This is a genomic window from Zhongshania sp., assembly GCF_029212375.1.
GTDB lineage: Bacteria > Pseudomonadota > Gammaproteobacteria > Pseudomonadales > Spongiibacteraceae > Spongiibacter.
Genome location: NZ_JARGNU010000001.1, coordinates 201,235 through 227,645, shown reverse-complemented (window position 1 = coordinate 227,645; position 26,411 = coordinate 201,235). Strand labels below are relative to the sequence as shown.

General features: G+C 51.3%; 24 protein-coding genes. 1 reads left to right on the top strand and 23 read right to left on the bottom strand.

What is annotated here, in order from left to right; genetic code table 11:
- Positions 1–28: 28 nt before the first annotated feature.
- Both trmH and P1U47_RS00970 read right to left on the bottom strand, forming a co-directional pair.
- A complete protein-coding gene (trmH, locus tag P1U47_RS00975) occupies positions 29–724 on the bottom strand; it encodes a tRNA (guanosine(18)-2'-O)-methyltransferase TrmH (protein WP_301026642.1) in 696 nt (231 codons plus the stop codon).
- Positions 725–952: 228 nt separating this feature from the next.
- Positions 953–1,372, bottom strand: a complete 420-nt coding sequence (locus P1U47_RS00970; RefSeq protein ID WP_301026641.1) for a hotdog fold thioesterase — start codon at positions 1,370–1,372, stop codon at positions 953–955.
- Positions 1,373–1,505: 133 nt separating this feature from the next.
- Here P1U47_RS00970 and P1U47_RS00965 point away from each other — a divergent pair, with 133 nt between their 5' ends.
- Entirely contained in the window at positions 1,506–2,648 is a 1,143-nt protein-coding gene (locus tag P1U47_RS00965; RefSeq protein ID WP_301026864.1) for an acyl-CoA dehydrogenase family protein, read from the top strand.
- An 86-nt stretch (positions 2,649–2,734) separates the two neighbouring features.
- Here the strand turns inward: P1U47_RS00965 and P1U47_RS00960 are convergent, their stop codons facing one another.
- From P1U47_RS00960 to flgH, 21 genes are all read right to left on the bottom strand, one after another.
- Positions 2,735–3,979 carry a flagellar hook-length control protein FliK gene (locus tag P1U47_RS00960; protein ID WP_301026640.1) on the bottom strand — a complete coding sequence of 415 codons (1,245 nt, stop codon included), beginning with the start codon at positions 3,977–3,979 and terminating at the stop codon, positions 2,735–2,737.
- A gap of 78 nt (positions 3,980–4,057) precedes the next feature.
- Positions 4,058–4,519, bottom strand: coding sequence for a flagellar export protein FliJ (gene fliJ / locus P1U47_RS00955; RefSeq protein WP_301026639.1), 462 nt, complete (start codon positions 4,517–4,519; stop codon positions 4,058–4,060).
- 15 nt (positions 4,520–4,534) lie between these two features.
- Entirely contained in the window at positions 4,535–5,836 is a 1,302-nt protein-coding gene (gene fliI / locus P1U47_RS00950) for a flagellar protein export ATPase FliI (protein ID WP_301026863.1), read from the bottom strand.
- A gap of 38 nt (positions 5,837–5,874) precedes the next feature.
- Positions 5,875–6,663: a FliH/SctL family protein gene (locus tag P1U47_RS00945; RefSeq protein WP_301026638.1), complete on the bottom strand. Its 789-nt coding sequence runs from the start codon at positions 6,661–6,663 to the stop codon at positions 5,875–5,877.
- Between the two features lie 46 nt (positions 6,664–6,709).
- Positions 6,710–7,717 (bottom strand): flagellar motor switch protein FliG, encoded by a 1,008-nt coding sequence (fliG, locus tag P1U47_RS00940; RefSeq protein WP_301026637.1) that lies wholly within the window; start codon positions 7,715–7,717, stop codon positions 6,710–6,712.
- A gap of 1 nt (position 7,718) precedes the next feature.
- Positions 7,719–9,374 carry a flagellar basal-body MS-ring/collar protein FliF gene (gene fliF / locus P1U47_RS00935; protein WP_301026636.1) on the bottom strand — a complete coding sequence of 552 codons (1,656 nt, stop codon included), beginning with the start codon at positions 9,372–9,374 and terminating at the stop codon, positions 7,719–7,721.
- Positions 9,375–9,461: 87 nt separating this feature from the next.
- Positions 9,462–9,806, bottom strand: a complete 345-nt coding sequence (gene fliE / locus P1U47_RS00930) for a flagellar hook-basal body complex protein FliE (RefSeq protein ID WP_301026635.1) — start codon at positions 9,804–9,806, stop codon at positions 9,462–9,464.
- Positions 9,807–9,818: 12 nt separating this feature from the next.
- Positions 9,819–10,808, bottom strand: a complete 990-nt coding sequence (locus P1U47_RS00925) for a sigma-54 dependent transcriptional regulator (RefSeq protein ID WP_301026634.1) — start codon at positions 10,806–10,808, stop codon at positions 9,819–9,821.
- A complete protein-coding gene (locus tag P1U47_RS00920; protein ID WP_301026633.1) occupies positions 10,801–10,983 on the bottom strand; it encodes a hypothetical protein in 183 nt (60 codons plus the stop codon). The genes P1U47_RS00925 and P1U47_RS00920 overlap by 8 nt, the downstream gene beginning before the upstream one ends.
- 342 nt (positions 10,984–11,325) lie before the next feature.
- Positions 11,326–12,360 carry a sigma-54 dependent transcriptional regulator gene (locus tag P1U47_RS00915; protein WP_366943103.1) on the bottom strand — a complete coding sequence of 345 codons (1,035 nt, stop codon included), beginning with the start codon at positions 12,358–12,360 and terminating at the stop codon, positions 11,326–11,328.
- A gap of 460 nt (positions 12,361–12,820) precedes the next feature.
- The gene (locus P1U47_RS00910; protein ID WP_301026631.1) at positions 12,821–13,171 is read right to left on the bottom strand and encodes a flagellar protein FliT; all 351 of its coding nucleotides are present in this window, start codon (positions 13,169–13,171) and stop codon (positions 12,821–12,823) included.
- Between the two features lie 94 nt (positions 13,172–13,265).
- Positions 13,266–13,694 carry a flagellar export chaperone FliS gene (gene fliS, locus P1U47_RS00905; protein WP_301026630.1) on the bottom strand — a complete coding sequence of 143 codons (429 nt, stop codon included), beginning with the start codon at positions 13,692–13,694 and terminating at the stop codon, positions 13,266–13,268.
- 135 nt (positions 13,695–13,829) lie between these two features.
- The gene (fliD, locus tag P1U47_RS00900) at positions 13,830–15,185 is read right to left on the bottom strand and encodes a flagellar filament capping protein FliD (protein ID WP_301026628.1); all 1,356 of its coding nucleotides are present in this window, start codon (positions 15,183–15,185) and stop codon (positions 13,830–13,832) included.
- 149 nt (positions 15,186–15,334) lie between these two features.
- Positions 15,335–15,877: a flagellar protein FlaG gene (locus P1U47_RS00895; protein WP_301026627.1), complete on the bottom strand. Its 543-nt coding sequence runs from the start codon at positions 15,875–15,877 to the stop codon at positions 15,335–15,337.
- A gap of 140 nt (positions 15,878–16,017) precedes the next feature.
- Entirely contained in the window at positions 16,018–17,508 is a 1,491-nt protein-coding gene (locus P1U47_RS00890) for a flagellin (protein WP_301026626.1), read from the bottom strand.
- 389 nt (positions 17,509–17,897) lie between these two features.
- Positions 17,898–20,597: a polysaccharide pyruvyl transferase family protein gene (locus tag P1U47_RS00885; RefSeq protein ID WP_301026625.1), complete on the bottom strand. Its 2,700-nt coding sequence runs from the start codon at positions 20,595–20,597 to the stop codon at positions 17,898–17,900.
- 312 nt (positions 20,598–20,909) lie between these two features.
- The gene (flgL, locus tag P1U47_RS00880; protein WP_301026624.1) at positions 20,910–22,103 is read right to left on the bottom strand and encodes a flagellar hook-associated protein FlgL; all 1,194 of its coding nucleotides are present in this window, start codon (positions 22,101–22,103) and stop codon (positions 20,910–20,912) included.
- Between the two features lie 81 nt (positions 22,104–22,184).
- Positions 22,185–24,074 (bottom strand): flagellar hook-associated protein FlgK, encoded by a 1,890-nt coding sequence (gene flgK, locus P1U47_RS00875; protein ID WP_301026623.1) that lies wholly within the window; start codon positions 24,072–24,074, stop codon positions 22,185–22,187.
- Between the two features lie 18 nt (positions 24,075–24,092).
- Positions 24,093–24,539 (bottom strand): rod-binding protein, encoded by a 447-nt coding sequence (locus tag P1U47_RS00870; protein WP_301026622.1) that lies wholly within the window; start codon positions 24,537–24,539, stop codon positions 24,093–24,095.
- A gap of 13 nt (positions 24,540–24,552) precedes the next feature.
- Entirely contained in the window at positions 24,553–25,683 is a 1,131-nt protein-coding gene (locus P1U47_RS00865; protein WP_301026621.1) for a flagellar basal body P-ring protein FlgI, read from the bottom strand.
- An 11-nt stretch (positions 25,684–25,694) separates the two neighbouring features.
- The gene (flgH, locus tag P1U47_RS00860) at positions 25,695–26,399 is read right to left on the bottom strand and encodes a flagellar basal body L-ring protein FlgH (RefSeq protein WP_301026620.1); all 705 of its coding nucleotides are present in this window, start codon (positions 26,397–26,399) and stop codon (positions 25,695–25,697) included.
- Between the last annotated feature and the right edge of the window lie 12 nt (positions 26,400–26,411).

The following is a 26,411-nucleotide window of genomic DNA, read 5'->3' as shown; positions in this document are numbered from 1 at the left end:
CTTCCGTCAAGCATACCGCAACACGATTTCAGACATCCAACGCCCGCCCTTCCCGCACAGCCAACTGCCAGCCTAAGCCATCGAGCAATTCACCATCCTCATCTAAAGGTGGGTATGCCAAACCATTGGCGCGGCAGTACTCGCTTATCTTCGGTTGCGCCCATTCAAACAAAGTGCGCTGATAAACTTCATCATCGAGACGACGCTGCTTGTAAAGCCCCGCCAACTGCCGCTGGCGCTGTACCTCAGCCAAGATTATTCCCGCCGCTACCGAAACATTAAACGACTGCACCATACCCATCATCGGAATGGTAATAAATGCGTCGGCCAACTCGCAGCCTGCGGAGCTCACGCCTAGTTTTTCTGCGCCCATCAAAATTACTGTCGGTTTCGTGTAATCCGGCTCGCGAAAATCAAGCGCGCCCTCGCCTAAATGCGCAGCCAACACTTGATAACCCTGTGCTTTAAACGGCGTTAAGGCAGCTGTTACATCGGTCTCGCGCGCAACCTTAACCCAGCTGTGCGAACCCATAGCAGTACCGCGAAAGGCCTTGTAGTCTTTGTCGGGAATAACACAATGCATACCGCCAATACCCGCCGCATCGGCGGTGCGCACAATCGCCGAGAGATTACGGCTTTTGTGAACATTGTCAGTAACAATCGTAAGATCCGGCTGGCGGAATTCTAAAACCTGACGCAGGCGTTGGAAGCGTGCTGCGGTCATTGTTGTGGCCTCAAAATAAATTGGGCCGTTAGCTTACAGCAGCACAAGCATTCGGGGAAATACTGGGGAGATGCTAGATGGGAGACATCAGACGCAAAACCAAACCGCGCACTGATTTTTGCCTAAGCGCTTCCCCTTTCCCGTCAAGCATTACGCTGTCACAGCCAGCAGCAGTAGACGCTAACAATGCCGTGCTTTCACGTCTGACGTCAGACACCCGACCTCCGACTAAGCTTCTATCACCGCCATTGTCAGCCGCGACACACACGCGGTGTTATCGTCTTCATCGGCAATCCGAATTTCCCATACTTGGGTGCGGCGGCCGACATGCACGGCTTTGGCTACACCGGTAACTAAACCGCTGCGTACCGAGCGAATGTGGTTGGCGTTAATGTCTAAACCCACGCAGACGAAGCCAGACTCACAGGCTAAATTAGCCGCGAAGCTGCCCAGCGATTCAGCCAATACCACCGACGCACCGCCGTGGAGGATGCCAAAAGGCTGGTGGGTGCGTTTATCAACGGGCATGGTGCCAGCAACATAATCGGCGCCAATGTCAGTAATCTTAATATCCAATACCTCGCAAAGGGTATTAGCCATCGTTGCATTCGCTTGGTCTAAACTAAGGGTGTTTTTCCAAATACTCATATCAATCCTCAACAGCACATGGGGAAAGCAGACCGTAAATTACAGCAGAAAATATCCACTGGCATTACAAGTTTACTGTGCTAACATAGGTAGAATAATAACCACCTTATCTTTCGGAGGATACCCCATGGCGATGATCCCAAGAACTGTTTACGAAGAAGAGCATGAATTGTTTCGCGGCTCGGTCCGCAAGTTTCTAGAAACCGAAGCCGCGCCCTACCACGCCCAGTGGGAGAAAGACGGCCAGGTCGATCGCGCGCTCTGGACCAAAGCTGGAGAGCAGGGTTTTCTCTCGCCGAGTGTTGCCGAAGAATACGGCGGTGTTGGCGTCGATTTTCGCTACAACGCCATTGTTGACGAAGAATGTGGCCGTTCAGGCCTAACCGGTATTGGCTGGGGCTTACACTCAGACATCGCCGTGCCCTACATTGAGCGTTACGGTAGCGAAGCCCAAAAGCAAAAATACCTGCCTAAATGCGTTACCGGTGAAATCATCATGGCCATCGCCATGACCGAACCCGCTGCTGGCTCTGATTTACAAGGTATTAAAACCACCGCTGTTAAAGACGGTGACGACTACATCATTAACGGTTCTAAAACCTTTATCACCAACGGCCAGCTCGCAGACCTCGTGATTGTGGTTGCCAAAACCGACCCTAGCGCCGGCGCCAAGGGTATTAGTTTATTCTTGCTTGAAGCGGGCACCCTCGGTTTTAGCAAAGGCACTAACTTAGAAAAAATCGGCCTTAAGGCTCAAGACACCTCTGAGCTGTTCTTCCAAGACGTACGCGTGTCTAAAGATCAGCTGCTGGGCGAAGAAGGCATGGGCTTCATCTATATGATGCAAGACCTACCCCAAGAACGCCTGAATGTGTCGATACTGGCCATTGCCTGCGCGGAATCCATTCTTGAACAAACCATTGCCTACGTTAAAGAGCGTAACGCCTTTGGCAAAACCGTGGCCACTTTCCAAAACACCCAGTTCAAGCTGGCCGAGCTGGAAACCCAAGTAAGCGCGGCAAGAGTCTTCCTTGATCGCTGCCTAGAATTGCATATTGAACACAAGTTTGATTCTGTAATGGCCGCCAAGGCCAAGCTACTCACCACTGACTTACAGTGCAAAGTAGTTGATGAGTGCCTGCAATTGCACGGCGGTTACGGCTTTATGTGGGAATACCCCGTGGCGCGCGCGTTTGCCGACTCACGGGTACAGCGCATATACGCGGGTACAAACGAGGTAATGAAGCTAATAATTGGTCGCGACTTGCTAAAATAAGTCGGCCAACAAAGCCGTTTTCAATAGGAAAATTAAAGGGGCTATTTAAGCCCCTTTTTGTGTATATCTCTTATCCTAGATTAGCCTTAAGCGTAATAGTCCACCGCTAGCTTACTAGCACCGAGCGTCGACATATCGAGTGGTGCGGCCAACTCATCATCGTGGCCACCACTATTGGCCAAACCTGAATTACTACCTCGCGACGAAGCCTCACCCTGCCCCGCAGACTCGCCAGCAAACTGCTGATTGCCATTGGCTGCGGTGCCGTTACCCAAGTTTGGGTTGTGGCTGATTTTCACCTCGTCCAAGCGCAAACCCTGTTGTTCCAGACCGCTGTGTAAGCGCGGTAACATTTTCTCAATCAAATCACTGGTGTCGCCATTTTGGGTTTGAAACTGCACCGAGGTGTTGTCGCCGTGCATGGACAACTGAATATGAATACTGCCCAGTTCGGCAGGGTTCAACTGCATGGTTGCGGTATGCACGCCATTATTCATCATCATGCCAATGCGTGCCGCCATAGCTTGGCCCCACGCAGGGTTGTCGACCAAACTCTGATTCATTGTTAAAGTCACTGCCGCCCGTGGCGCCGCGCCGTTGGCGCTAGTTAGGGTGCCTTTTAATTGCGACAAGGCCGCCAAGTCGGCAAAGTCTTCATCTACACTAAAACTTTCGGATTGCTGGCCCTTTGCCTGCGCCAAGCCAAGACCTTCACCGGCGGCAACCGCGCCCTGCAGTGCCGCAGCGAAGCCGCCTGCCGGCGCTGCCTGGGAGCCCTGACTATTAACACCAGCCAAGAGCAGATTCGACTTAGCTTGGTTTTCGCCTTGGAGCAGTTTTTCCTGCTGCAATAACAATTGATCTACCGCCTGCTGGCCGCGATTGCCAGCGCTCAAGCTGGCATCATCAAGACCTTTACCAGTGCCAAGCTGGGTACGCGACCAGTCGATTTGCACTTGCTGCCAATTCACTAGGGCATTTTCTGCGTCGAGATCTGCGCCGGCATCAGTGAGCTCATTCCCAGCAGTTACTAGCGGTGTAATAATCGGCAATTCTTTGCCGGTAAGCGGCAAGGCCTTGCCATTAGCGTCATTGAGCAATAATACACTCGCGGCATCGTCGGCGTCGCTGGCCGCTACCTGAGTTTGGTCTGTATCTACCGCTGCGTTCGCAGTTGATTGAGGATTAGCAGCATCGCCCATTTTACCGGCAAGTAGTTGATTAAAGGGCAATTGCGAGGCGGAATCACTCGAATTTGCCGCCTTTACAGAAGCGCGGCTCTGTTGATTTACGTCGCTGCTACTCAGCGCGGGCAGTGAGCTAGACGGCATAGTCTGTAACCTATATAAATTAATTAGCGCCGGCAGGCCCTAGGCAAATTTCCGGCAATATTAGGATTAGAGCAAGGCCTATGCCATATCGCTGGACTGACGGGCCGACCACACAAAACGCTGACTGCTGAGGTCATCTGCTTGACGCTGTTCTTCGGTATTGAGCTGCTGCTGTTCCTGCGCGCGGTAGCGATCGGTCAGCTTTTCTAAACTCATGGCGCGACAGCGGCTGTCCATCCAGTTTTGACGCTCATTGCTAAGATTAAGCTCGGCGCGCTCAACGGCTTCGGCTTGCAGTGCAATAGCCTTGGCGAGTTTGCTCATAAATTGGCGAGTTTCTTGTAAGCGACTTAAATCTAATTTTTGGGCAGTCTGGTTGTGACTGGCATCCGCGTACTCGCGATAATACTGCTGTAACTCATCATATTTTTTTTGTTGATGGTCGTAGTGCTTTTGGCTTTTCGCAAAACGTTTGGCCTGCTCCTGTTCCTTGCGCTCGGCCAAAGTATTTACGGTTTGCATACGCTGGGATTTTTTCATAAAGCCTCCTTTAGCTTATGCGTCGTCTAACAAAATATTCAGCTGATCAAGCGAACTGTCAAAAGACTCTGCTTCATCATAGGCCTGTTGCAGAAATTTCACCATGTTTGGCCAAAGCGCCACGGCGTGATCCAAACGAGTATCGCTACCGCGCTGGTAGGCGCCAATGGTAATCAAATCGCGATTTTGCTGGTAGAGCGAGTACATTTGCCGAAAATAACGCACCTGTTCTTGGTGACTCTTATCGGTAATATCGTTCATTGCGCGGCTAACCGAGCGCTCAACATCAATCGCCGGAAAATGACCGGCATCGGCCAAGGCTCGCGACAGCACAATATGGCCGTCGAGAATAGCCCGCGCCGAATCCACAATTGGGTCGTTTTGGTCGTCACCCTCGGCCAACACCGTGTAAAACGCGGTAATCGAGCCACCGCCAACCGCACCATTACCGGCGCGTTCCACCAGTGCCGGCAAGCGAGCAAACACCGAGGGCGGGTAACCCTTGGTGGCCGGAGGCTCGCCAGTGGCCAAAGCAACCTCACGTTGAGCTTGCGCGAAACGGGTAAGTGAATCCATTAGTAATAACACTTGCTTGCCCTGATCGCGAAAATGCTCAGCAATAGACGTGGCCAGCCATGCGCCGCGCATCCGCATCAGCGGCGGGTGATCTGCGGGGGTCGCTATGACCACCGCCCGCTTCATGTCTTCGGTGCCAAGAATGCTGTCAATGAACTCCTTTACCTCGCGACCTCGCTCACCAATTAGCGCCACCACCACCACATCGGCCTCGGTGAAGCGGGTCATCATGCCCAGCAGTACGCTTTTACCCACCCCGCTGCCAGCAAACAGACCAAGACGCTGACCGCGACCCACGGTGAGTAAGGAATTAATCGAGCGCACACCGACGTCTAAGGGTTCGCGAATAGGTTGGCGCAATAGCGGGTTTATCGGCGTGCCGTTAATTGAGCGGGTTTGCTTGCAGTGTAAAGGACCTTTGCCGTCGAGGGGTTTAGCGGCGCCGTCGAGCACCCGTCCTAATAATTCGTCGCCAACAGGAAAATCTGAGCCCTTGGCAATAGGTATCACCCGAGCATTGGGCATTACCCCACGCAACTCCCCCGTCGGCATAAGCAGGATTTTATCGCCAGCAAAGCCCACCACTTCGGTTTCCAGCCAATCGCCGTCAGCGGCCTCTACTAGGCAGTAGCCGCCTACCGGCGCCTTACAACCCACGGCCTCTAACATAGTGCCCACCACCCGTTTGAGCTGGCCTTCTACAATTGGCTTATTTCCGCCACTAAGGCGCTGGCGATACATTGCAAACCGTTGTTGCAACTCCTCGCTAGAATGATTACTCACCGCGAATTCCCATGCTCATTAGCATCGTCGTCAGCTGCGCGCTGAGGCACCATAGTCTCGCCCAGCATTTCGGCCACCACATGCTCAATACGGGTCTCTAACTGTTCGTCAATACGTGAGTGGTCGCCATTAATTCGGCAGCCGCCACGACTGATTGCGGGATCTTCAATTAATCGCCAAGTTGGGTCTAAGGGCTCGTTACGGTCTTCGTGTAAACCGCGCAGCACCTCAGCATCGTCGGGATTTAGAAAAATTTCAAAGCCGCTATCGCTCAAAGGCAGTGCTGCAACGGCTTTGTGAACAAGGCTTTCAATAAGTTCGGGCCGCACACTCAGCTCATGGCGCAATAATTGTTTTGATATCGCCACCGTCATTAAAAACAGCTCGCGCTCTAGCTCGCTGTCGATCCATTTTTGCGGTTCACGCAGCGTCGCTATAGCCAGCTGCAGTTGCTGGCTTTGCTCGGCCAGTAGGCGCTGAGACTCCTGCTTAGCGTCGTTCATGCCTTGTTGAAAGCCCGCATCATAGGCCTGCTTGCGCTGTTCTTCTAAAACATCTTTAGCAATTGTGGCATCTGCAACCACGTGCGGTTCATTCACCACCGACTCAACGCTTTGCGATTTAGGCGCCGCGTGGGGCCGCTGAACATTGGCCGCAGAGACCTCAGGAGGCCGCCAGCTTTGGTAGCCCTGCGGATTGTCACTAATATCGGCTACCGCAGGTGCATCGCTATCGCTGTCATTCTCAATTACCCGTGGCACAAACACCTGAAACACATCCGCCATAACAGCCTCTTTACTCTCTATTTACCTGCTTAATTATGCTGCTACTTTACACGTAATCGTCGCTGCCACCGCGACCCAAGTCGATCTGCCCCGCATCCGCCAATTTTCTGGCAACCGCGAGAATATCTTTTTGCGCTGCTTCAACATCGCTTAGTTTCATTGGCCCGCGAGCGTCCATGTCTTCAATTAACATTTCACGAGCACGCTTGGACATATTGCCCATAATTTTGTCGCGCACGGCTTGATCGGCGCCTTTCAGTGCCATTGGCAAAATATCGGAACTCACTTCGCGCAGCAGTAACTGAATGCCCTTGTCAGAAATATTGATGAGATTGCTGAACAAGAACATTAGATCTTGAATCTTCTCCGACAGCGGTTCATTTTTCTTGGCCACCGACTCTAAAATTCGCGTCTCTGCCTCGGGGTCTAAGCCGTTCATAATGCCGGCCACGGTTAAGGCGCCGTCTATTTTGCGATTTTTAAAGGTAGTGGTTACCGACAGTTTTTTCTTTAACACTGCCTGCAACTGACGCATTGCGGCTTGGGGTATGGTCTGCATATTGGCTATACGCATCACAATATCGTCTTGTAAGTCGGGCGCCATTTGCTTTAGCACCGCACCCGCCTGTTCCTGATCCATATGCGCCATGGTGATGGCAATAAGCTGGGGATGCTCATCTTTTAACATGTGCAGCAGCGCATCTGGCTCAAGCCAGCGCAATGAATTCATCTCTTGAGACTCTTCATCGCCAAGCACACGATCCGCGAGGGTCGCGCCCTTTTGCTCGCCCAAGGTAGAGGTAAACAGCTTGCGCACATAGCCATGCACGCCAACCCCTAAAGAGGTTTCTGATTGCATTGCCATTCTAAAATCATCTACCACAGCCTCTGCGCGCTCATTATCAACACTGCGAATAGCCGCCATCGCGGTGCCAATCAGCTCAACCTCATGGGGGTCGACAAACTTAAGGACTTTAGCCGCTTGCTCTTCGCCCAGCATCAAAAGAAATAAAGCCGCTTTTTCGCTGCCGCTACCACCCGAACTTGCTGCCATATTAGGATTTACCATGTTCTTCCGACACCCATTTTTTCATGACCTGCGCAACACGCTCGGGGCTTTCATTCACCACCGAACGCACTTCTGTCATTTTCTCTTCAAAACCCATACGGCCACCCAACTGCGGCGGCGCCATTTGTGGCCCGCCTAAGGCGGCAATTGCGGGGTGTAAAACCTCACCGGTTACGCCGTCTACTTCAGCGCCAGCCGGCAGTGCTCCCGCTGGGCCAGCGCTCGCGCTATTGCTATGCATCAAGCTGCGCATACCAGGTTTAAGCACCGCAAACACAATAATAAGCACGGCCAGTCCCGCAAAAGACTGCCTGATCAAATTTGCAAACCAAGGTTGCTCCCAAAAGCCCGGTGCCGACATGTCATCGTCAAAGCTATTTTGCGGTTGAAAGTCGGCAGACACCACGGTAACACGATCTCCGCGATCAGCATCAAAGCCAATGGCGTCGCGTACTAGTAGGTTTAACTTCTCCAGTTCCGCAGCACTAATTTCTACCACCGTGGGTTCACCACCTTCAACTGGGGTACTGCGATTTGCCACCACCACAGCCACCGACAATTTCTTAATTAATCCCGTGGGGGTAGTGGTGTGATTCAACACCCGTCCAATTTCATAATTACGAACAATAGAACGGCTACCACCGCCGTCGCCAAGACTACCTTCTGTGCTTTGACCACCAATACTCGGTGGCTCGTTGGTCAGTGCGCCGGGAATACCTTTTGCGCCAGCATTACCCACTGCAGCGCGGCCCTGTTCATTAATTTGTTCGCTACGCACCACTTGGCGCTCGGGGTTCCAGCTCTCGCGGCTTTCTTCGCCAGTAGAAAAATCGACATCTGCCGAAACCTTAACTCGCACTCGGCCAGCATCGGCAAGAGGACGAAGTAAATCTTCTATGCTGTCTTCATAGGCGCTTTCTATGCGCTGACGGTAGCTAAACTGACGCGAACTCAAACCCAAATCGTCTTTGTCGCCCTGCTCAGACAACTGGTTGCCCTGTTGGTCAACAACGGTTACCTGCTCTGGCGCCAACCCGGTAATACTCGATGCCACCAAATTCATAATGGCATTCACATTTTGCTTATCGATAGTGCTACCAGGAAAAACATCTAACATTATCGACGCACTAGCGGGCTTGCGATCACGCACAAACACCGACTGCTTAGGAATGGCTAAATGCACCCGCGCTTTACGCACCTGATGCATACTTTCTATGGTGCTCGCCAACTCCTGCTCTAAGGCGTAGTGATACTTCTTAGACTGCATAAATTCACTAACACCAAAACCCTGCTCCTGCTCCAGAATGGCCATACCAGTGCCGTCGCGCATCACGCCTTGACCCGCCAATTTAATTCGCGCGTCGTGAATATTCTCTGAGGGAACCATAATAGAGCCAGTTGGCTCCTGAATTTTATAGGGGATACCCGCAGCGGTTAGCGCATCTATCACACCCGCAGCGCGCTCAGGTGCAACATTGGCGTACAAAGTACGGTAATCAGTGCCCTGCGACCACATTACCGCCGCCACCCCAATTGCCACGCTGGCGGCAATACCCACCAAAATCAATAACTGACGCAACACATCATTTTTTGCGAGGTCAGCGAGTAAACTCGTCAGCGGATTGCTTTTTGCTTCAGCCATTATGATTATCCACCCTCAACACAAACTGTAGCACCAAACGCACAATGTGATTCAGCAAATGACATGGCGCACCATCTAATAAAGCCATTACATCGACATCCGCATTACTTCTTGGTACGCATCCACAAATTTATTGCGAACCTCAACCACCGCCTTAAACGCAACGTCAGATTTTTGCAGATTTACCATAACCTCGGCCAAACTCACGTCGCGATCACCGCGCTCAAACGCCGCAGACATTGCGCTCGCACTTTGCTGCGTGCTATTCACTGCATTAATCGAGTCCTTAAGCATAGCGCCAAAATTAACATTGGCGGGGGCGTTAACCGAAAAGCTGTCGGCCTCGATCATTCCCGGCCGACTAACGCTAGTCTGCTCCTGCAGAGCCCGAATTTGGGTCAATATCTGATCAACCTTCATACCGTCTGACATGATAATTCTCCCTTAACCCGTGATGTAACTTTGTTCGCGCAGCCGCGCTAATTTATAGCGCAGTGTTCGCGGGCTAATACCAAGAATTTCTGCGGCTTCTTTTTTCGAGCGGCCTAGGCGCAGCGCATCACTAATCATTCTGCGCTCCTGATCGCGCATAAAGCCGTCTAGTACTTTAACCCCACTAGAATCGCGGTCATCCATGTCGCGCGAAGGCATCACATGCCCATAAACCTGCTCGCCAACAAAACTCATTCCCGTTTCAAATTGAATGTCACGATCGGTAATTTCATCGGTCTGACGTAAAATTAAGGCGCGTTGAATAACGTTATCCAGTTCACGAACATTGCCTGGCCAGCGGTAGTGCATCAGCTTTTCAAGCGCGTCCTCGGTGAGTACTTTTTCAGCGCAGCGAACGCTGCTGTCGCGGGCTAAAAAACTCAGCGCTAGGGGCAAAATATCACCACGCCGCGCCGCTAGCTCAGGAATATGCAAAGGGAATACATTCAAGCGGTAAAACAAATCTTCACGAAACATGCCGGCTCGCACCACTTCGCGTAAATCACGGTTGCTGGTGGCAATCACCCGCACATTCAAATTTAAAGTTTTACGGCTGCCCAAACGCTCTAACTCGCGCTCTTGAAGTACACGCAACAACTTGGCCTGCAAGCCAAGCTCCATTTCCGAAATTTCATCTAGCAGCAAAGTGCCGCCCTGCGCCTGCTCAAATTTACCGGCGTGGCTATTAATAGCGCCGGTAAACGCCCCCTTCTCATAGCCAAACAACATTGCTTCCAACATATTTTCGGGAATCGCCGCGCAGTTCAAGGCCACAAACGGGCCGCTGCTACGATGAGAGTTTGCATGAATATAGCGGGCATACACCTCTTTACCCGCGCCGCTCTGGCCGCTTATTAACACCGTGGCATCGGTTAATGCCACCCGCGTTGCCATATCCTTTACCGCTTTAGAAGCCGTATCTGCCACAATTAACTCAGTCATGACGCGCACCTCCCGCTGGCATACCACTAGTAGCCACTTTACCTAGGCCCGCCAAAATGCCACGTAATTGCTGCCCGCTCAGCGCCAGCTCTCGGCGACACAGGTCGCGGTAATAATCTGCCGTTAGGGATTTGCGGTTCTCACTATGATGGTCAGTATCGCTACGCTTAATCATTGGCACTAACTCTCTTTTTAACTGCTTTTGCATTGAGTTTGCAAACACTGTGCCACAACAATAAATTGTTTAAATACAGTAAGTTAGATGCTCAACAGGAGAAATAGCCATTTTTTTGGCGATAGAATTTTGGCGGAGCGAGGGAGTAAGAGTGGTCGGACGTGGGCTAGCATAGCGCTTGACGGGAAATGGGAGACGCAAAGGCGCATCCATCCTAGGGAGTTATACCCCCGAAAGCCGGTATCTGTGAGCTAAGCGAATATCTTAATCGTATCGGACGTGGGCTTGCATAACGCTTGATGGGAGACGATAGGATGGTCTCCCGTTCAGCATGTAGCGGCACTACGACACCCCAAGCTTTTTCATTTTCTCGGCAAGCGTAGTCCGCTGCAAACCCAAGAGTTGAGCGGCGCGGGTAATCACGCCGTCTTCTTTGCGCAAGGCCTCGCTAATAAACCATTGCTCAATCTCAAGTAGGTAACTTTTAAGATCAATACCTTCGTCTGGCAGTGGCGGCCGCCCACCCGCATTAGGTAATTCTAATGCGACATCATCGTCATCGGCATGATAGGCCGTGAGCGATGCCATCAAAGCATCTTGATCATCGCGATTGGGCTCTAGATCAGCATCTACAACCCCAAGTGTTTGGTATTTAGACGGTAGATCCTGCGCCTTAACCAGCTTGGTGCTGTGGGTAATGGCCAAGCGCTCCATTAAATTTTCCAGTTCGCGAACATTGCCTGGCCAAGGATATTGCTGCAAAGCGCGCATGGCACTGCTAGAAAATTTTGGGGGAATCATGCCCTTAGCTTCGAGCTTAGACATAAACAAGCTCATCAACGCCGAAATATCTTGGGGATGATCTCGCAATGCAGGCACGTCGATGGGAAATACATCTAAACGATAAAACAGGTCTTGGCGGAAGCTGCCATCAATCACCATATCGTCTAAATTGCGGTGGGTCGCCGCTAAAATACGAACATCGCAATACTGGGTGTCGTTACTGCCAACCCGTTCAAAACAACGCTCTTGTAAAACTCGCAACAATTTTACCTGCATTGGCAGGCTCATATCGCCTATTTCGTCCAAAAAGAGGGTGCCGCCTTCAGCCATCTCAAAGCGGCCCTTGCGGGTTGCGACCGCACCAGTAAAAGCGCCCTTCTCATGGCCAAACAATTCACTTTCTAATAAATCGGCAGGAATAGCGCCGCAGTTTACCGGCACAAATGGCTTAGTAGCGCGCGACGACGAAGCATGAATCCGGCGGGCAACCACTTCTTTGCCGCTGCCGGATTCACCCCGAATTAGAACCAATGTATTGAAACCCGAAACCTGATTTATTAGCTCATCAAGGGCTTGCATGGGTTCAGACTCCATCACTTTAGGAACAGCGATAAAACACCTACTTGGAATCAAATTATCTTTTTTTTGTGCGGAAGCGGTCATGACGTCCCTGAACCTTTTCACAAGCATTGTATTTGTATAGCAGTGCAATATGACAAATACAAAATTAACGAAGCAAAAAATGAAAATAGTATGCTCGTTATGATGCGGAAGTGGCTCAGTGGAAGGAATACGGGAAAGCCCCAGGTCGTCAAGCATCAACCACCCAGTATTCCCGCTTAATTAAGGGCTACACTCGTATTAAAAAACAACACCCTACCACTAATCAATATAGTCAGAATGATAAATTTAAGCCCTTGATTGCGCAAGCATTTTTTAAGAAAACGCCGCATTAAGAGCAATCACTCCCCTAGCACAGGGCATAAAACCACGCAGTTCAAGACACTGATTTAGCGGTGCCGAATAAGGCAGTATTAAGACTAAAGAATAGGTTCTACGCGAGGCTGTGCGTTAAATAGGCATCTACATTGCGAACATTTTGGCGGGATTGGTTGGCATCGGTTAGCATTGCGCTGCGCTGCCGGTATAAAACGTCAGCTACGTTTTGATCTATTACCAAGATGGCCTCAATAACCTCGGCCACTTGCTGGCTCTCTGAAGGCGAGCATTCTTGGCTAAAAAACACATCCATTAAAGCGCGACGGCGAGTTTGTTGCGCTACCGCCTCAGCCCAGTCGTTATTGTTGGCCAGCTCCTGAATACTTTCACTAATCAATAAGATGTCACGAAGCTGCCGTTGACGGGCACCTAGCACCTCAGAATTCCGCAGCATATCAATATTCATCAATCACCTAATTGTTAGCGGTATCGCACCCGCACAGCACAAATCGAGCACGGCGGGCCGCTTTAGCCCGCCCAGAGTATTTCAATAACTGATTCTACACCGTCTCTGCCTGATAATTTGCAGTAGCTTCGCTCGCCGCCATGGGGATTGCATCCCACGCCTCTTTTAGCTCTTTAAGTAGCGACGCGACCTCATCCAAGGCATCTTCATCATTATTAATATTGGCCAATAGCAGCCGGCGATTCATATAATCGTAGAGATTTTCAAGATTTTCGGTCATCTCAGCGTTCACGCTGTGATCTAAACTCATCCGCAAACCGTCGACAATCGACATAATCCGATCTATCGCAACAATCTTACGCTGCACGTCTTTGCGCTGCATATATCCCTTGGCCACGGATAAACGGTCTAAAGCCCCATCCATTAGCAATTGTATTAAACGGTGCGGACTCGCGGCCGACACCTGAGATTGGGCGCCAACGGATGCGTATGCCTGGGTCGCTCTACCTGCTGAATAGCTCATTGTTTTTCCTCTTGGTAAGCTCTGTATGCCTACCCTAATTGACGGCTTTTCATGGCTTTTCTTTAGCTATTTTTGCTTTTATTTACAGCGATTTACGGTGGAAAATACCTACTTGCATCGCTACAAAAACATCACTTACTTCTTAAACACGGCGCCCGGTAAATTATCCAACTGCTGGGTTAAAAATGTACCCGTGCTATTTAGTTGGCCCAACAAAGTATCCAAGGCCGAAAACTGCGCCTGATAACGAGCCTCAATCGACGCCACGCGCCGATTCAATGTTTCGCGTTGTTCTGCAATCCGCTCAACCTGCTTTTTCAGGCCTTCGGTGCGGTTGTCTAAAATACCGCCACCAGCGGTGATATTACCTATCACCGAATCTAGGCGTGTGGCGTAACCCTTGTCACCAGAAAACACCCCAGCGATATTGGCAAAATCAGTGTCCAGTACCGAGCTAAGCTTGGCAGCATCTATTTTAATTTTGCCTTTGTCGCCAGTAGTAATACCTAGCTCGGCCAAGGAATCTAACTCCACCCCCAAGCCACCAACAATCGTACCCATTTCTTGACGAATACGATTGGCAACTGTGCGGGTGGCAGAGTCGCCCTGTAATAAGCCAGCGGTATTAGCCTCTGCATCAAAAGCAGTTAAATCATTTAAGGTGGTGATTAGCGTATTATAGCTGGTAACAAAACCTTCGATGCTTTTTTTCACCGAGGCAGTATCGAGCTTCACCGCTAAGCTCAGGCTCTCGCCGGGCTTGGCGGTTTTCAGATCGATGGTTACGCCTTCGATCATGCCTTCAAACTTAAGATTGGCGCTGGTTTGGGTAAAACCGTCAACAATAATTTTAGAGTCCAGCGCTGGTGCTTTTTCTACTAAATCAGACGTAACAGCGAGTAAATCGCCGGTGCCAACCACGTTAACAGCATTATCCAAACCACTTTTGCTTGACGAGAACACTAAGTGAGCGCCGTCTTGATCGGTGACAATACTCGCCGTTACCCCAGTGTTACCCTCAGCGCCATTAACCGCATCGCGAATATCAGCAAGCGTATTTGCAGCACCTATAGTTACCGAAAACGATTCGCCATTCTGGGTAAAATTTAGGTCGCCACTACCAACCACAGCAGCGCTATCTGCATAGCCTGTATCAGTAGCAACTTTGTGTTTGGTTGCCAATTGCTCTACTTGTACAGAGTACGTGCCCGCGGCAGCTGCTGCCGTGCTCGTTGCAGTAAAAACCGCCGTATCAGAGGAGGTAGCCGACCGTTTGGTGAAGGTTTCGGCATTTTTCAAGGAACTCAGGCTAGACTGAAAAGTAGACAATGCCGATTTTAGCGAGCCATAGGCCGACAAACGGGCCTGAATAAGGGCTTCTTTAGAGGCTAAGCGATTTTCTTGGGGGGCGCGTTCCGCGTTAACTAGCTGCGAGACAATACTCGTGATATCCAGCCCTGATCCAATACCTGATGCTGTTACCGATGCCATACTGTCTCCTGCACCCGAGGTGCGCGACCAAATTCTTTACAAAGGCTAAAATAGCACCCCTGCAAACCCTAATGGCCTGTTGTTACTCTGCCACGCAAAAGCGTGAACGATTTAGCCATTCAAACTTAACAATGCACGTTACACGCCAATTAAGCTTGATCTTCAATTAAACTGCCGGTGCCTTCAATAAAGGTGCGGGCAATATTCAATAATTCTTCCGGCGGAATTTGCCGTATTACTTCACCCGTCTCGGCGTGTATTACCTTGAGTATAGTCCGGCCAGTGGTATCGTCTACCGAAAACTCTAGGTCGCGCTCACGGTCTTTAAGGACTTCATTGAGTTTAGCTACTGCTTGGGCGGTTTTCTCAATATTGCTCGTAGAGTCAAACTCTGCCACCAAGGCCACCGCCAAACGGCTAAGCTCAGAAGACGGTTTGGCCTCTTCGCCCCGTGCCTTTGCCGCATCTTGTGCCGTGCGGCTGGGCGCCGCTTGGGAAGAATTAGAGGTAGTCGGCAATGCCTTGCCACCCGGCACCGGCACAAACCTGCCGCCTGATTGATTTGCCGCACCGGCATTTGCGCTCACCGCTGGGCTTAAATTTTGGGTAGCTGCGCCCGCCGCCCCAGCACTCTTTGCCGCGGGCTTGGGGTAGCTAGGTGCTACCGATTGTAATGATAAGCTCGTATCCATAATGTAACCTACTCACCCGATCAAACAGTTATACCAGAAACACGAACAGAGCCTTTAGGCCCCGTCGTCTTTCCCGTTAACTCCCTGTCTGGGCCGTTAATTCCCGCGCCCGATGGGCGCGGGTGCTAGCGGGCTGCGAATTACTGCAGCAGACTCAGAGCGGCCTGTGGTAATGCATTGGCCTGGGCCAAGATCGCGGTGCCTGCCTGTTGCAGAATCTGCGCCTTGGTTAGGTTGGCAGTTTCAGCCGCAAAGTCAGCGTCCAATATCCGACCACGTGATGCTGACAAGTTCTCAGAAATTGTCTGCAAGTTAGTGATCGTAGACTCGAAGCGGTTTTGCACCGCACCGAAGTCGCTGCGTAGAGAACTGATGGTTTTTAGAGCAGCATCCACACGTTGTATGGCATCGTTTGAGTTAGCAACAGTATCAACACCGACAGATGACAATGTGGTTGTGTCAAGAGTAATGGTGACATCTGCATCAGCAGAATCAAAACCGATGGCCGTGGTCTCCCCAGACAAAACGATATTTTCAGCAGCTGAAAGTGTCAACGTGCCGCCATATACATGTGTAGTCGCAGATGTGCCACTATAATCTGAGGCGGTACCATCATATTGAACATCAGTATCGTCAAAACCTTCACCATCGACACCGCTAGTCTGCACAATTTCGATATTGCTACCATCTTCAGCTGTCAGGGTTAGCACACCAGCGTTATTACTTGCTCTAACTCCTGTTGTTCCAGCTTGCTGATTTATAGCATCTGCCGTTTGTTGCGCTGTATAGCCCGCGGAGGCTCCAGAAAAGATGGTCGTTCCATTGATAGCGAGATCATAGCTACCTGTTGTTGCCGCAACAGCTGTAAAAGCGAGATCTGTAGTAGTTGTCGCCGTCGCTGTCAAGCCTTCAATACCGGAGGAATTAATGGCTGCCGCTTTAGCGAAAGCACTAGATGCAGCTTGCCCACCGTTTGTGCCACCAGTCACAGTACCAGCTACGCTAGCACCAACTGTCGTCGCACTACCCGTACCTAGCGTTATAGATAGACCACCTTGCGTAAGAGCCGCAGATGTATCCCGGCCTAAAACCTGCAGACTAGTACCAGTTGCAATTTGACCAATCTGGGTGGCTTTCACACCTGTGCTCAAGTTTACGTTAATGGTTTCGCCAACATTCGCACCAACTTGGAAGGCAGCATTACCGAATGTACCATCGAGAATTTTCTGGCCGTTAAAGCTAGTCTGACCGCCGATCCGGTCGATTTCAGCTAAGCGCTGAGACACTTCCGCATTTAGCGCTGCGCGGTCAGAGGTCGAATTAGTCGCGTTAGCAGACTGTACCGCTAATTCACGGATACGCTGCAGGTTATTGGTAATTTCGTCCAGCGCGGCCTCACCGGTTTGCGCCAGTGAAATACCGTCGTTGGCATTACGAACCGCTTGGTTCAAACCATTGATTTGGGTGGTAAAGCGAGTCGAGATGGCCAGACCGGCGGCATCGTCTTTCGCGCTATTAATACGCAGACCAGTAGAAAGGCGCTGCAGCGAAGTGTTCAAAGTTTCTTGCGACTTTTGCAGATTGCGCTGGGCATTCAAAGAGGCAACGTTGGTGTTGATGCTAAGTGCCATGGTAATTCTCCTTTCCACTCTATGCGGTATAAAGACCTAAGTCTTTGATTAAGCACCAGTCAAAGTGACTGTAGTTTGCTTTCAATCCAATTAACGGCTGCGTTTGGGAGAACTTTAAGATTTTTTTGCTCTTTGCGGTAAATACTTATAAAAGCAAACCTGGAGTCGGGCGTCGGACTCTGCTGCTAAGTGCTGCTCCTATGGACGACAGAATCGCTAGATGCTAGACGGGGGACACTTGTATTCGTTGTCGCTCACAAAATGATCGCCGTCGCGGGTATGACTCCGTCGGGAGCGTAGCGCTTAACTTGCCTTTGCGTCTATCGTCTCCCGTCAAGCATTCTGCGGTGTACAAGTATTAATCCCAGCAAAAGAAATACGACCATCCGCTACAACTTCGAAAAATTATTCCTCGCCGCCACTAATAGTGCTTCCCGCACCTCTTCTTTAAGTAGGAAGGCGCTAGGCTCAGATTCGCGCTCGACCACCATTGCCATTAAATGCTTATTTAAACCCTTACGGTTTTGGGCCAGAGCCACTGGCATCTCCAGCATTTCCAATAATCCAGCGATTTTCGGCGTATTACTCTCACACACCACAAAGGGCGTACCCAAAAAAGCCGCCGCAATGCTGTGGTGGAATCGTCCAGATACCAGCACCGAGGCGTTGGCAATAACAGACAACCACTCTGCCTCGGTCGCGGTATAGTAAAGCTCTGTACAGCCAGGTGCCTGCCCCTGTATCCACTGCACAAAATTAATGTCGTCAGCTGCCAAGTATGCACTTGCTCCCACAAGCAATTGCACTCGGTGGCCACGCTCGTGTAGCGTTTTAATGAAATCGACTATTTCAGCGCCCATGCTACGCTGCCAAACCACCGAACCCGCCAGTACTATTGGCCCATCACCGCTTAAATTGTTTTGCGCGATACCTGAGGCTTCTATAAAGAGTGGCAAGCAGTCAAACGATTGCTCGCACTCGACCCCCAACTCACGCACCTGCCTAAAACTAACTCCTTCACGAATCGCAATAAAATCCAGCTCCTGATACACCAGCGCATACAGACCAGAAATAGGTGATTCTTTATTTCCTACGCCCTCATCTGGGTAGCAGGAGTGATTAATAATGTGTACCGGCTTGTTGTGACGTGTTTTAGCGATATGCGCTAAGTAGAGTAAACCTATCGAAGTCGCATTTTGACCGTGTAAGCTACCCTCACCATTAATTACAACAACGTCGGCAGCGTTAAGCTCATCACATAGCGTCGAATTTAAAGTGCGGAAGTTTGTATAAACCTCGTCAAGCTCAAAGTCAGCAGCACTGATCGGCAACCCCTCAAGTCGGCAGGTTTGCGCAATAGGAATACCCCGCACCGAGTAATTTCTTTCACGCAAGGCCGAGTGAACGGCATGACTGGTGCCGCTGCATCCCCAGTGATACCAATCAGAAGTATCATTTAAAAGTACTGCGCGTTTACCAGAGCAGCCATTTTGCGAAACTGAGTGCAGCGCTTCTGGCATTTGCCCAGCAACATCAATATCCCTTAAAACTATTGGCTGAAAATTATTGAGTTTTTCAATAATACATTTAAAAACCTTAGGCCAACCCATGCTCCCTGTCACCGAACTACGAAATATTCGCGCAGAATCATACCAAACACTATCATCTCGGCCATCGGTCCAGCGCCGCTCTGGGCCTTCGGGTAGCAATATCCACACTGGCACCCCTAGCGCGCCAGCCAGATGGACTGTGGCATTGTCTGCTGAGATAACCAAATCTAATTCTGAAATCAGTGCAGCCAATCCCTCTATATCACCAAAGGTATCTAGATCGTCGAAATGACATAGGGATTCACCGGCTATTTCGTTTAGCTCTGTAAGTTCATAGGGGCTCGTCCGGTACTGTAGATTCACAAAATTCGCATTTACCGACTTAAACAGAGGCTTCCAATATTTAAGATCAATACTCCGTGCGGCGACTGCCCGCGTTTCGGCACCGCCGCGCCATGAAAAACCAATGCTCAGAGGTTGTGGCAAAGTAGCAAGGCGTCCACGCCAAACACCTCGCGCCTCAGCGTTGGCAAATAAATAGGCCGCGCCTTTAAAGTCCGAGTCAATATTCCGAAAATAGTATGGCAAATCACCTGCGGGTATATGGCTATCTAATTTATTGGCAACAAAGTCATTTTTAGCAACCACCTTTGCCTTGGGAAATGAGCGAGAGAACATCGGCACTACGCGGGGATCACACTCTACGGTACATTCCTTTGCTCGTTCAATGACATCGTTGACACAAGAGGCAAACATCACTTCGTCGCCGAGGCCTTGCTCACAACTAATTAAAACGCGTTGATTAGCGATTGCATCCATTTCAGCATGCAGCAAGCCAAAGGAGCGAACTGGGTTTGCTTCCAGAAATGTTGGCGCATTGAAACGCCAGCGGTATTCCTGCCAGCCTTCTGCCCACTGGCCCATACGCAAAAGACTACCCGAGCGCTTCATATGTAATTCAGGATCGGCAGGGTTTAATACTAAAGCCTTATCAAAACAGTTTAGCGACTCAACAGTTTTGCCATTTTTGAAATATAGGGTACCGAGATTAGTTAGAGCGATTAAAGACTTATGATTTAGCGCCAACGCTTGCTGATAGGCCGGCAATGCCGCTTTCAAATTATCGAGGTCCTGTAAGGCCACCCCCAGATTTTCATAGGCCTTGGCGTTATTAGGATTTAAGCGGATTTCAGCGCGGTAGGCATCAACTGCCTCGCTGTGCTGATCAAGACCCTGCAGCACTACGCCAAAATTGTAGTGATAACCGGCGACGTTAGGCTTTAGTTCAATTGCGCGACTTATAAACTCCTTAGCCTGGTAAAGATCACCGCTACTTTGGAAGACCAGACCCACAAGGTGCAATGAATCAGCGTGATTAGGTTCATGGCTTAGCACTTGGCTGTAGCCGTCGACTGCCTGTTGTAGCTGGCCTTGTTGGTGTTGGGCGAGGGCTTGGTTAAAAACTGATTGGAGCTCGGGGGGGAGAACGACTGCGTTCTTGATGCTTTTTTTACCAGATTTTTTGGGCTTTTTACTCACTGGTGATTCCTGAGTTTTTTATTGAGTGGGAGGTCTGGTGTCTGACGTCGGATGCTTAAGGGCATTCGCTATCGCTCATTTGGATACCTGCCTACGCAGGTATGACAGAAATTTAGCACGGCGCTTCACCATTGTCGCCCTTGGGAAAGTGAGGGTCTGCGTTGGAAAGTCTGATACTGGGTGTCTGACGACAGATGCTTAAAGGCATTCGCTTCGCTCATATGGATACCTGCCTGCGCAGGTATGACGAGCGGGCGGGAAGCATCAAGCACCGCCACGCCCGACCTCAGACACCCGACGTCCAACTCGCACTTAAAGATAATTAAACAGCGACAAGCCCTGCACCTTGCTAAACGCCTGCTGAGCCGCTTGCAATGCCGCTTGCTGCTGACTAAAGCGCGAGATCGCTTCGGCGTAGTCTAGGTCATTCACCAAACTCAGGCTCTCGGCAATTTGTAGGCTGGCGCCAGCGTTAATGTCGGTTTGGCGCTCTAAAGACTGTAAACGCGAGCCGATGGCGGTTTGTTTGTTAATAAGGTGGTCCATGGCTTGATCTATATTGCTAATCGCCGTGTTAATTTCGCTGTTTTGCAGGGCGCGACCACTGCCGCTATTGCGTGGGGTTTCTAGCGAGACCGCGAGCGCCTCTACCATCGAGAACAGGTCTTGGCGCTGGGCGGGAGCGATGGTGAATTCGTCGCCGGTGGCCGCAGGGCCTTTAATTTTTACAGACATGCCACCCGCGGTAATGTCGCCGCCGTCTTGGTAAGCGGCGCTGCTCACCACGGCGCCACCCCCGTCAAGTACGTCGTATTGGCTGTCGCTGGTGAAGCGAATCGTAAACGACTCGCGATTAAACTGGCTGAGGTCGGTCACGGTGCCAGCATCAATGACCGCGCCGCCGGTATTGGCTGGGTTACTTGCAGTTTGAAATTTGCCATTGCCGTTGAGAATATTCATAAACACTTCAGAGCCAGGGTCGCCGTCTGGCAGGCTGCGCGCGGGGCCAACTTGCAATAGCCGCTGGCCATCGTCGCCATTATATACATAGCCGCCAGTGGTCTTAGAAAACGCCGAGCTGTTCTCTTGGTAGCCGCCAAAAATAAAGTGGCCGCTGCTGTCTTTGGTATTGGCGTAGCTGAGCAAGCTGTCGAGCTGCTGGCGCAGCTCCGAGGCAATAGACTGGCGCGACTCATTGCTCTGGCTGGCGTTATTCGCTTGAATAGATAATTCCCGCACCCGCTGCAATACGTCAACGCTACTGCCAACTATGCTTTCTTCTAAGCGCAGACGGCTGTCGAGCAGATTGCCATTGCGCTCGTACTGTTCGGTTTTTTCTTGAGCGCGAGTCAGTTCTAAACTGCGCACGGTGCCAACGGGGTCGTCTGAGGGCGTGAGGATCTTTTGACCAGTGGCGACCTGCAACTGGGTTTTAGCCAGTTTGGCCTGTTGGTTCAACATGCTGTTGACCCCATTGGCGTAGATCTGACTGGTTGAGATTCTCATACGTCTACTCTCTGTGTCATTTGCACTGCCCCGCCACGCACCGAATTTATCAATATTTTTACCGAGCGATTAGCCTAACTATTAGCGAAACGCGCCCATCAAGGTCTGAAATAAATCATTGGCAATGCTGGTGGCCTGGGCAGCAGCTTGATAAGCCTGCTGAAACTTAAGCAGGTTGGCCGCCTCTTCGTCTAAATTCACCCCAGACACGCTCTCGTAACGGGCGCGGGTTTGGGTGAGCAAGTTTTCTTGGGACTGTTTGTTAATTTGGGCGCTGCGGGTGGCAACCGCAATATCACCGACCAAGCCGTTAACGGCGTCTTGCACACTCACCGTGCCGCCATTGAGCATTTTGAGGTTTTCAGCGCCGGCCAGTTTTAGAATATTGCGGTTGTCACCCACAGCATTGGTGTTAGCGCCAATCGAAAATTGGTCGCCCACTATTGGGCTGCCGTTAATAACAACCTTATTGCCATTGATATTCAGCTCTGCGCCGGGCGTGTAAGTAAAGTTGCCACTGCCGTTGATCTGATAGGTGGTGGCCGTTAAAAACTCAATATCGACATTGCTCAGCAAATTGGGATCGCTGCTGTTCACTACTTCGGTCTGGCTGATGCTGCCCGAGCCAATATTACTACCCGCCGCTGAACTGCGCGTAGCGGCCGCTGCGGCAATGCCGGCGGGGTCAGTTAGTACAATGTTAAGACCGGCGGTGGCGCCTTCGGTGGGCCGCAACACAAATTGGTCCCCCGCCGCTGCGGCGCCGTTTAGACTAAATTGCACACCACTAAGCTGAAACGGATCGGCAACACTGCCACTGCCTGTTACGCCAGTCACTGGCGCGCCATTGGCTTCGTCAAAAAATGACCAGCTGCTGCCGTTAAAACGCATTAATACGTTATTGCCGGTAACTTGCGACAAGTCGGTAATTTCTGCGGTCATTTGGGCCGCGCTGGTGTTGTTTATACTGCGATGCACTACAGGCTCTGGCACCGAAAAAATATCTGCGCCTTGATTGCCGCGCAGGTCAATACCGGCGCGGTTCTGTTCATTCATTGAACTGGCTACCGCTAGGGTGATGCGGCCGAGTTCATTGCGGGTTTCATTGAGCAGGCCGTCGCGAAAGTTTAAGCTGCCACCCAAGCTACCACCGCTGAGACTGCCGCTAATCACCGCCTGACCACCACCCAAATCCATGGCAATTTCAATGCGGCCAGGCTCAAATACATTCGATACCGCATTCATCTTTATGGTGCGATCGCCCAACACCAAGGCCTCGCCATTGCCAACAAACACACTTACCGTGCCATCGTCTTGCTCTACCGATTTAACACCAATTAATTCATTGAGCGACAATAGCGCTTGATCGCGCTGGTCGAGCAGGTCGTTGGGAGTAGTGCCAAATTTGCCTTCGGATTCGCTGATTAACAAATTTATATCGGCAATCTGGGTGGCCAAATCGTTAATATCACTCACCGAGGTGCTGATACGCACGTTTACTTCGCGGCTGAGCCCATCAAGCTGGGCAGACAAATCGGCAAAGCGGTCGCCCAAACCTTGGGCTTCGGCCAACATAAGCTGGCGCGACGAGATTGACGATGGATCATCGGCCACGCCTTGAATGCTGTTGTAGTAGCGCGACAGCGCCGCGCCCAAGCCCAAATTAGGATCGGCCAGCGCGTTGTCTAGCTGGGATGCCAATTGGTAGCTATTGTCCACCGCCGAAAACGCCGCTTGAGCACTGCGCAATTGGCCAGCGGTAAAGTTGTCGTACACGCGGCTTACCGAGGAAACTTTTACCCCCGAGCCAATTGTGGTGCTGCCCAATTGCTGGGGCGTTCGCGTGGCGAAATCGACCCGCTGACGGCTATAGCCTTCAGTGTCGGCATTGGCAATATTGTGACTGGTGGTGGCCAGCGCGCGCTGATACGAGACTAGCGCCGACAGGGCATTACCTAGCATGTCACCCATGTGTTACCCCTTAATCATTTACAGTTTATCGGCAGACAAACTGAAATCTTGAATGCTATTGCTGTGGTTTTGCTTGCTAAGTTGCTGGAGCTTGCTGCGCAGGGCTGCGCCCTCGCCACTCATGCCACCCCCGCCACTATCAAGGCCATTAGCTTTGGCGGCGGCGGCATCTGGCCCGCGCAACTGCGCCGAAATTGACTCTGCCATGCCAATACCACCCTGCTCAGCAAGGGTCACCGACAATTGGCTGTCGAGCATTTCTTCGTACATTTTGGTGCTTTCGTCAGAGAATAAGCCGCCCTCTGGCACCCCAGCGCGCATGCTTTTTAGCATCATTTGCAAAAACAGTGCTTCAAATTGTTTGGCAACGGGCGCAATCGCTTCTTCGGCGTTTTCGCTAGCTTCTTTGCGCAACGAGGCCAAGCCTGAAAAGTCGTGGTAATTGCTATTGGCTTTAATATCCATTGCCGTCGCTCCGTTAGATCACTAACAGCTCGGCGCGCAGGGCACCGGCTTGGTCTAGGGCTTCGAGAATAGCCACTAAGTCGCTGGGCGCGGCGCCAACTTTATTAATGGCTTTCACAATTTCTTCTAAGGTTACACCAGCATCTAGCAAGAACATCCGCGAGCCGGTTTCCTGCACGTCAATACTCGACTCTTGTGCCGCTACAGTTTGGCCGCCGCTAAAGGCACCAGGTTGGCTAATATCGACCCGCTCAGTGATAGAGACAGTTAAGGAGCCATGCGTCACTGCAGCCGGCATAACCCGCACGTTACCGCCAATAACAATGGTGCCGGTGCGCGAGTTAACCACCACCCTCGCAATTGCCTCGGCGGGGGTGATTTCTAAGGTCTCTAACATCGAGATAAACGTAACACTGCGATCGGCATTGCTGGGGCCAAGCACCTTAACGGTGGCAGAATCCATAGCACTGGCGGTACCGGCGCCAAATTTACTGTTAATTTCTTCTACCAAGCGATGGGCGGTGGTGAAATCGGCTTTTTTCAAATTCAGCATAATTTCGCCATTAGCCGACATTGCGCTTGGCGCTGCCCGCTCAATAATCGCGCCATTGGGAATACGGCCCGCGCTGGGGATATTAACCGTCACCTTTGAGCCATCGGCGCCGGCCACGCCTAAGCCGCCAACCAGTAAGCTGCCCTGGGCAACCGCATAAACTTGTCCGTCTGCCCCCATCATTGGCGCCATCAACAAGCTACCACCGCGCAAGCTGGCGGAGTTACCAATCGACGACACAGTGACATCTAGGGTTTGGCCGGGCTTGGCAAAGGCAGGCAAGCTGGCGTGCACAGTTACCGCCGCCACGTTTTTAAGCTGGGGGCTAACATTATCGGGAATACGCACCCCAAAGCCGGTGAGCATATTGCGAATACTTTGAATGGTGAATTGCGCCTGACTGGTTTGGTCTCCCGTGCCGCTAAGACCAACCACCAAGCCATAGCCCACTAATTGGTTTTCACGCACACCGGCAACGTTAACAAGGTCTTTAACCCGCTCAGCTTGAGCCAGCGGCGCAATGGCGAACAGCGCAATACTGCAAACAGCGGCGATTTTGCGCAAGAATGAATTAGATTTAAACACTGACATTGCAGCCGTCCTCAAAAGGGTGACAACACAGACTGGAACAAACGCCCCAGCCAACCCATGGAATTAGCGTCGGCCAGCGCACCTTTGCCGCTATAGGTAATACGGGCATCGGCGACCTTGTAAGACGGCACCGCGTTATCGGCGCCAATGTCTTCGGGACGGATAATGCCCTTAATCCGAATAAACTCTTCGCCCTGATTGATAGTGACCCACTTCTCGCCCCGCACTCGCAGGCTGCCATTGCGGAGCACCTCTGACACGGTCACGGTGATACTGCCGGTTAAGCTATTACTCTGGGTGCTGCTGCCTTTGCCAGAGAAATCTTGATCAGACGATACGCCAGTGGTGAGAATTGGCGTTCCGCCGCTGGTTACACCGCGACCAAACAAGGTTACGGTTGGCACTGAGATATTGCTTTCTTTGCCGGTGGCCGTGCTGGAAGATTTGCTGGCGTCAGTTTTTTCTTCAAGGGTGACGGTAATAATGTCGCCTACTTGACGCGCGCGGCGGTCTACAAACAAAGTCATGCCGTAACCCGAGCGGTAAATAGAGCCCATATTCTGGCCGTCGTCGGCCGCCACTGGCGGCGCGGCAGATTCATAATCAGCAGAGGTGTCTTTTACAGGCGCCGATGAACACGCCGACAGCAGCGCCACCATCAATACTGCAAATGCAGTTTTGATATGGTTGAGGCCTTGGGTCTGTTGAATGTTCATAAACGTTATCCT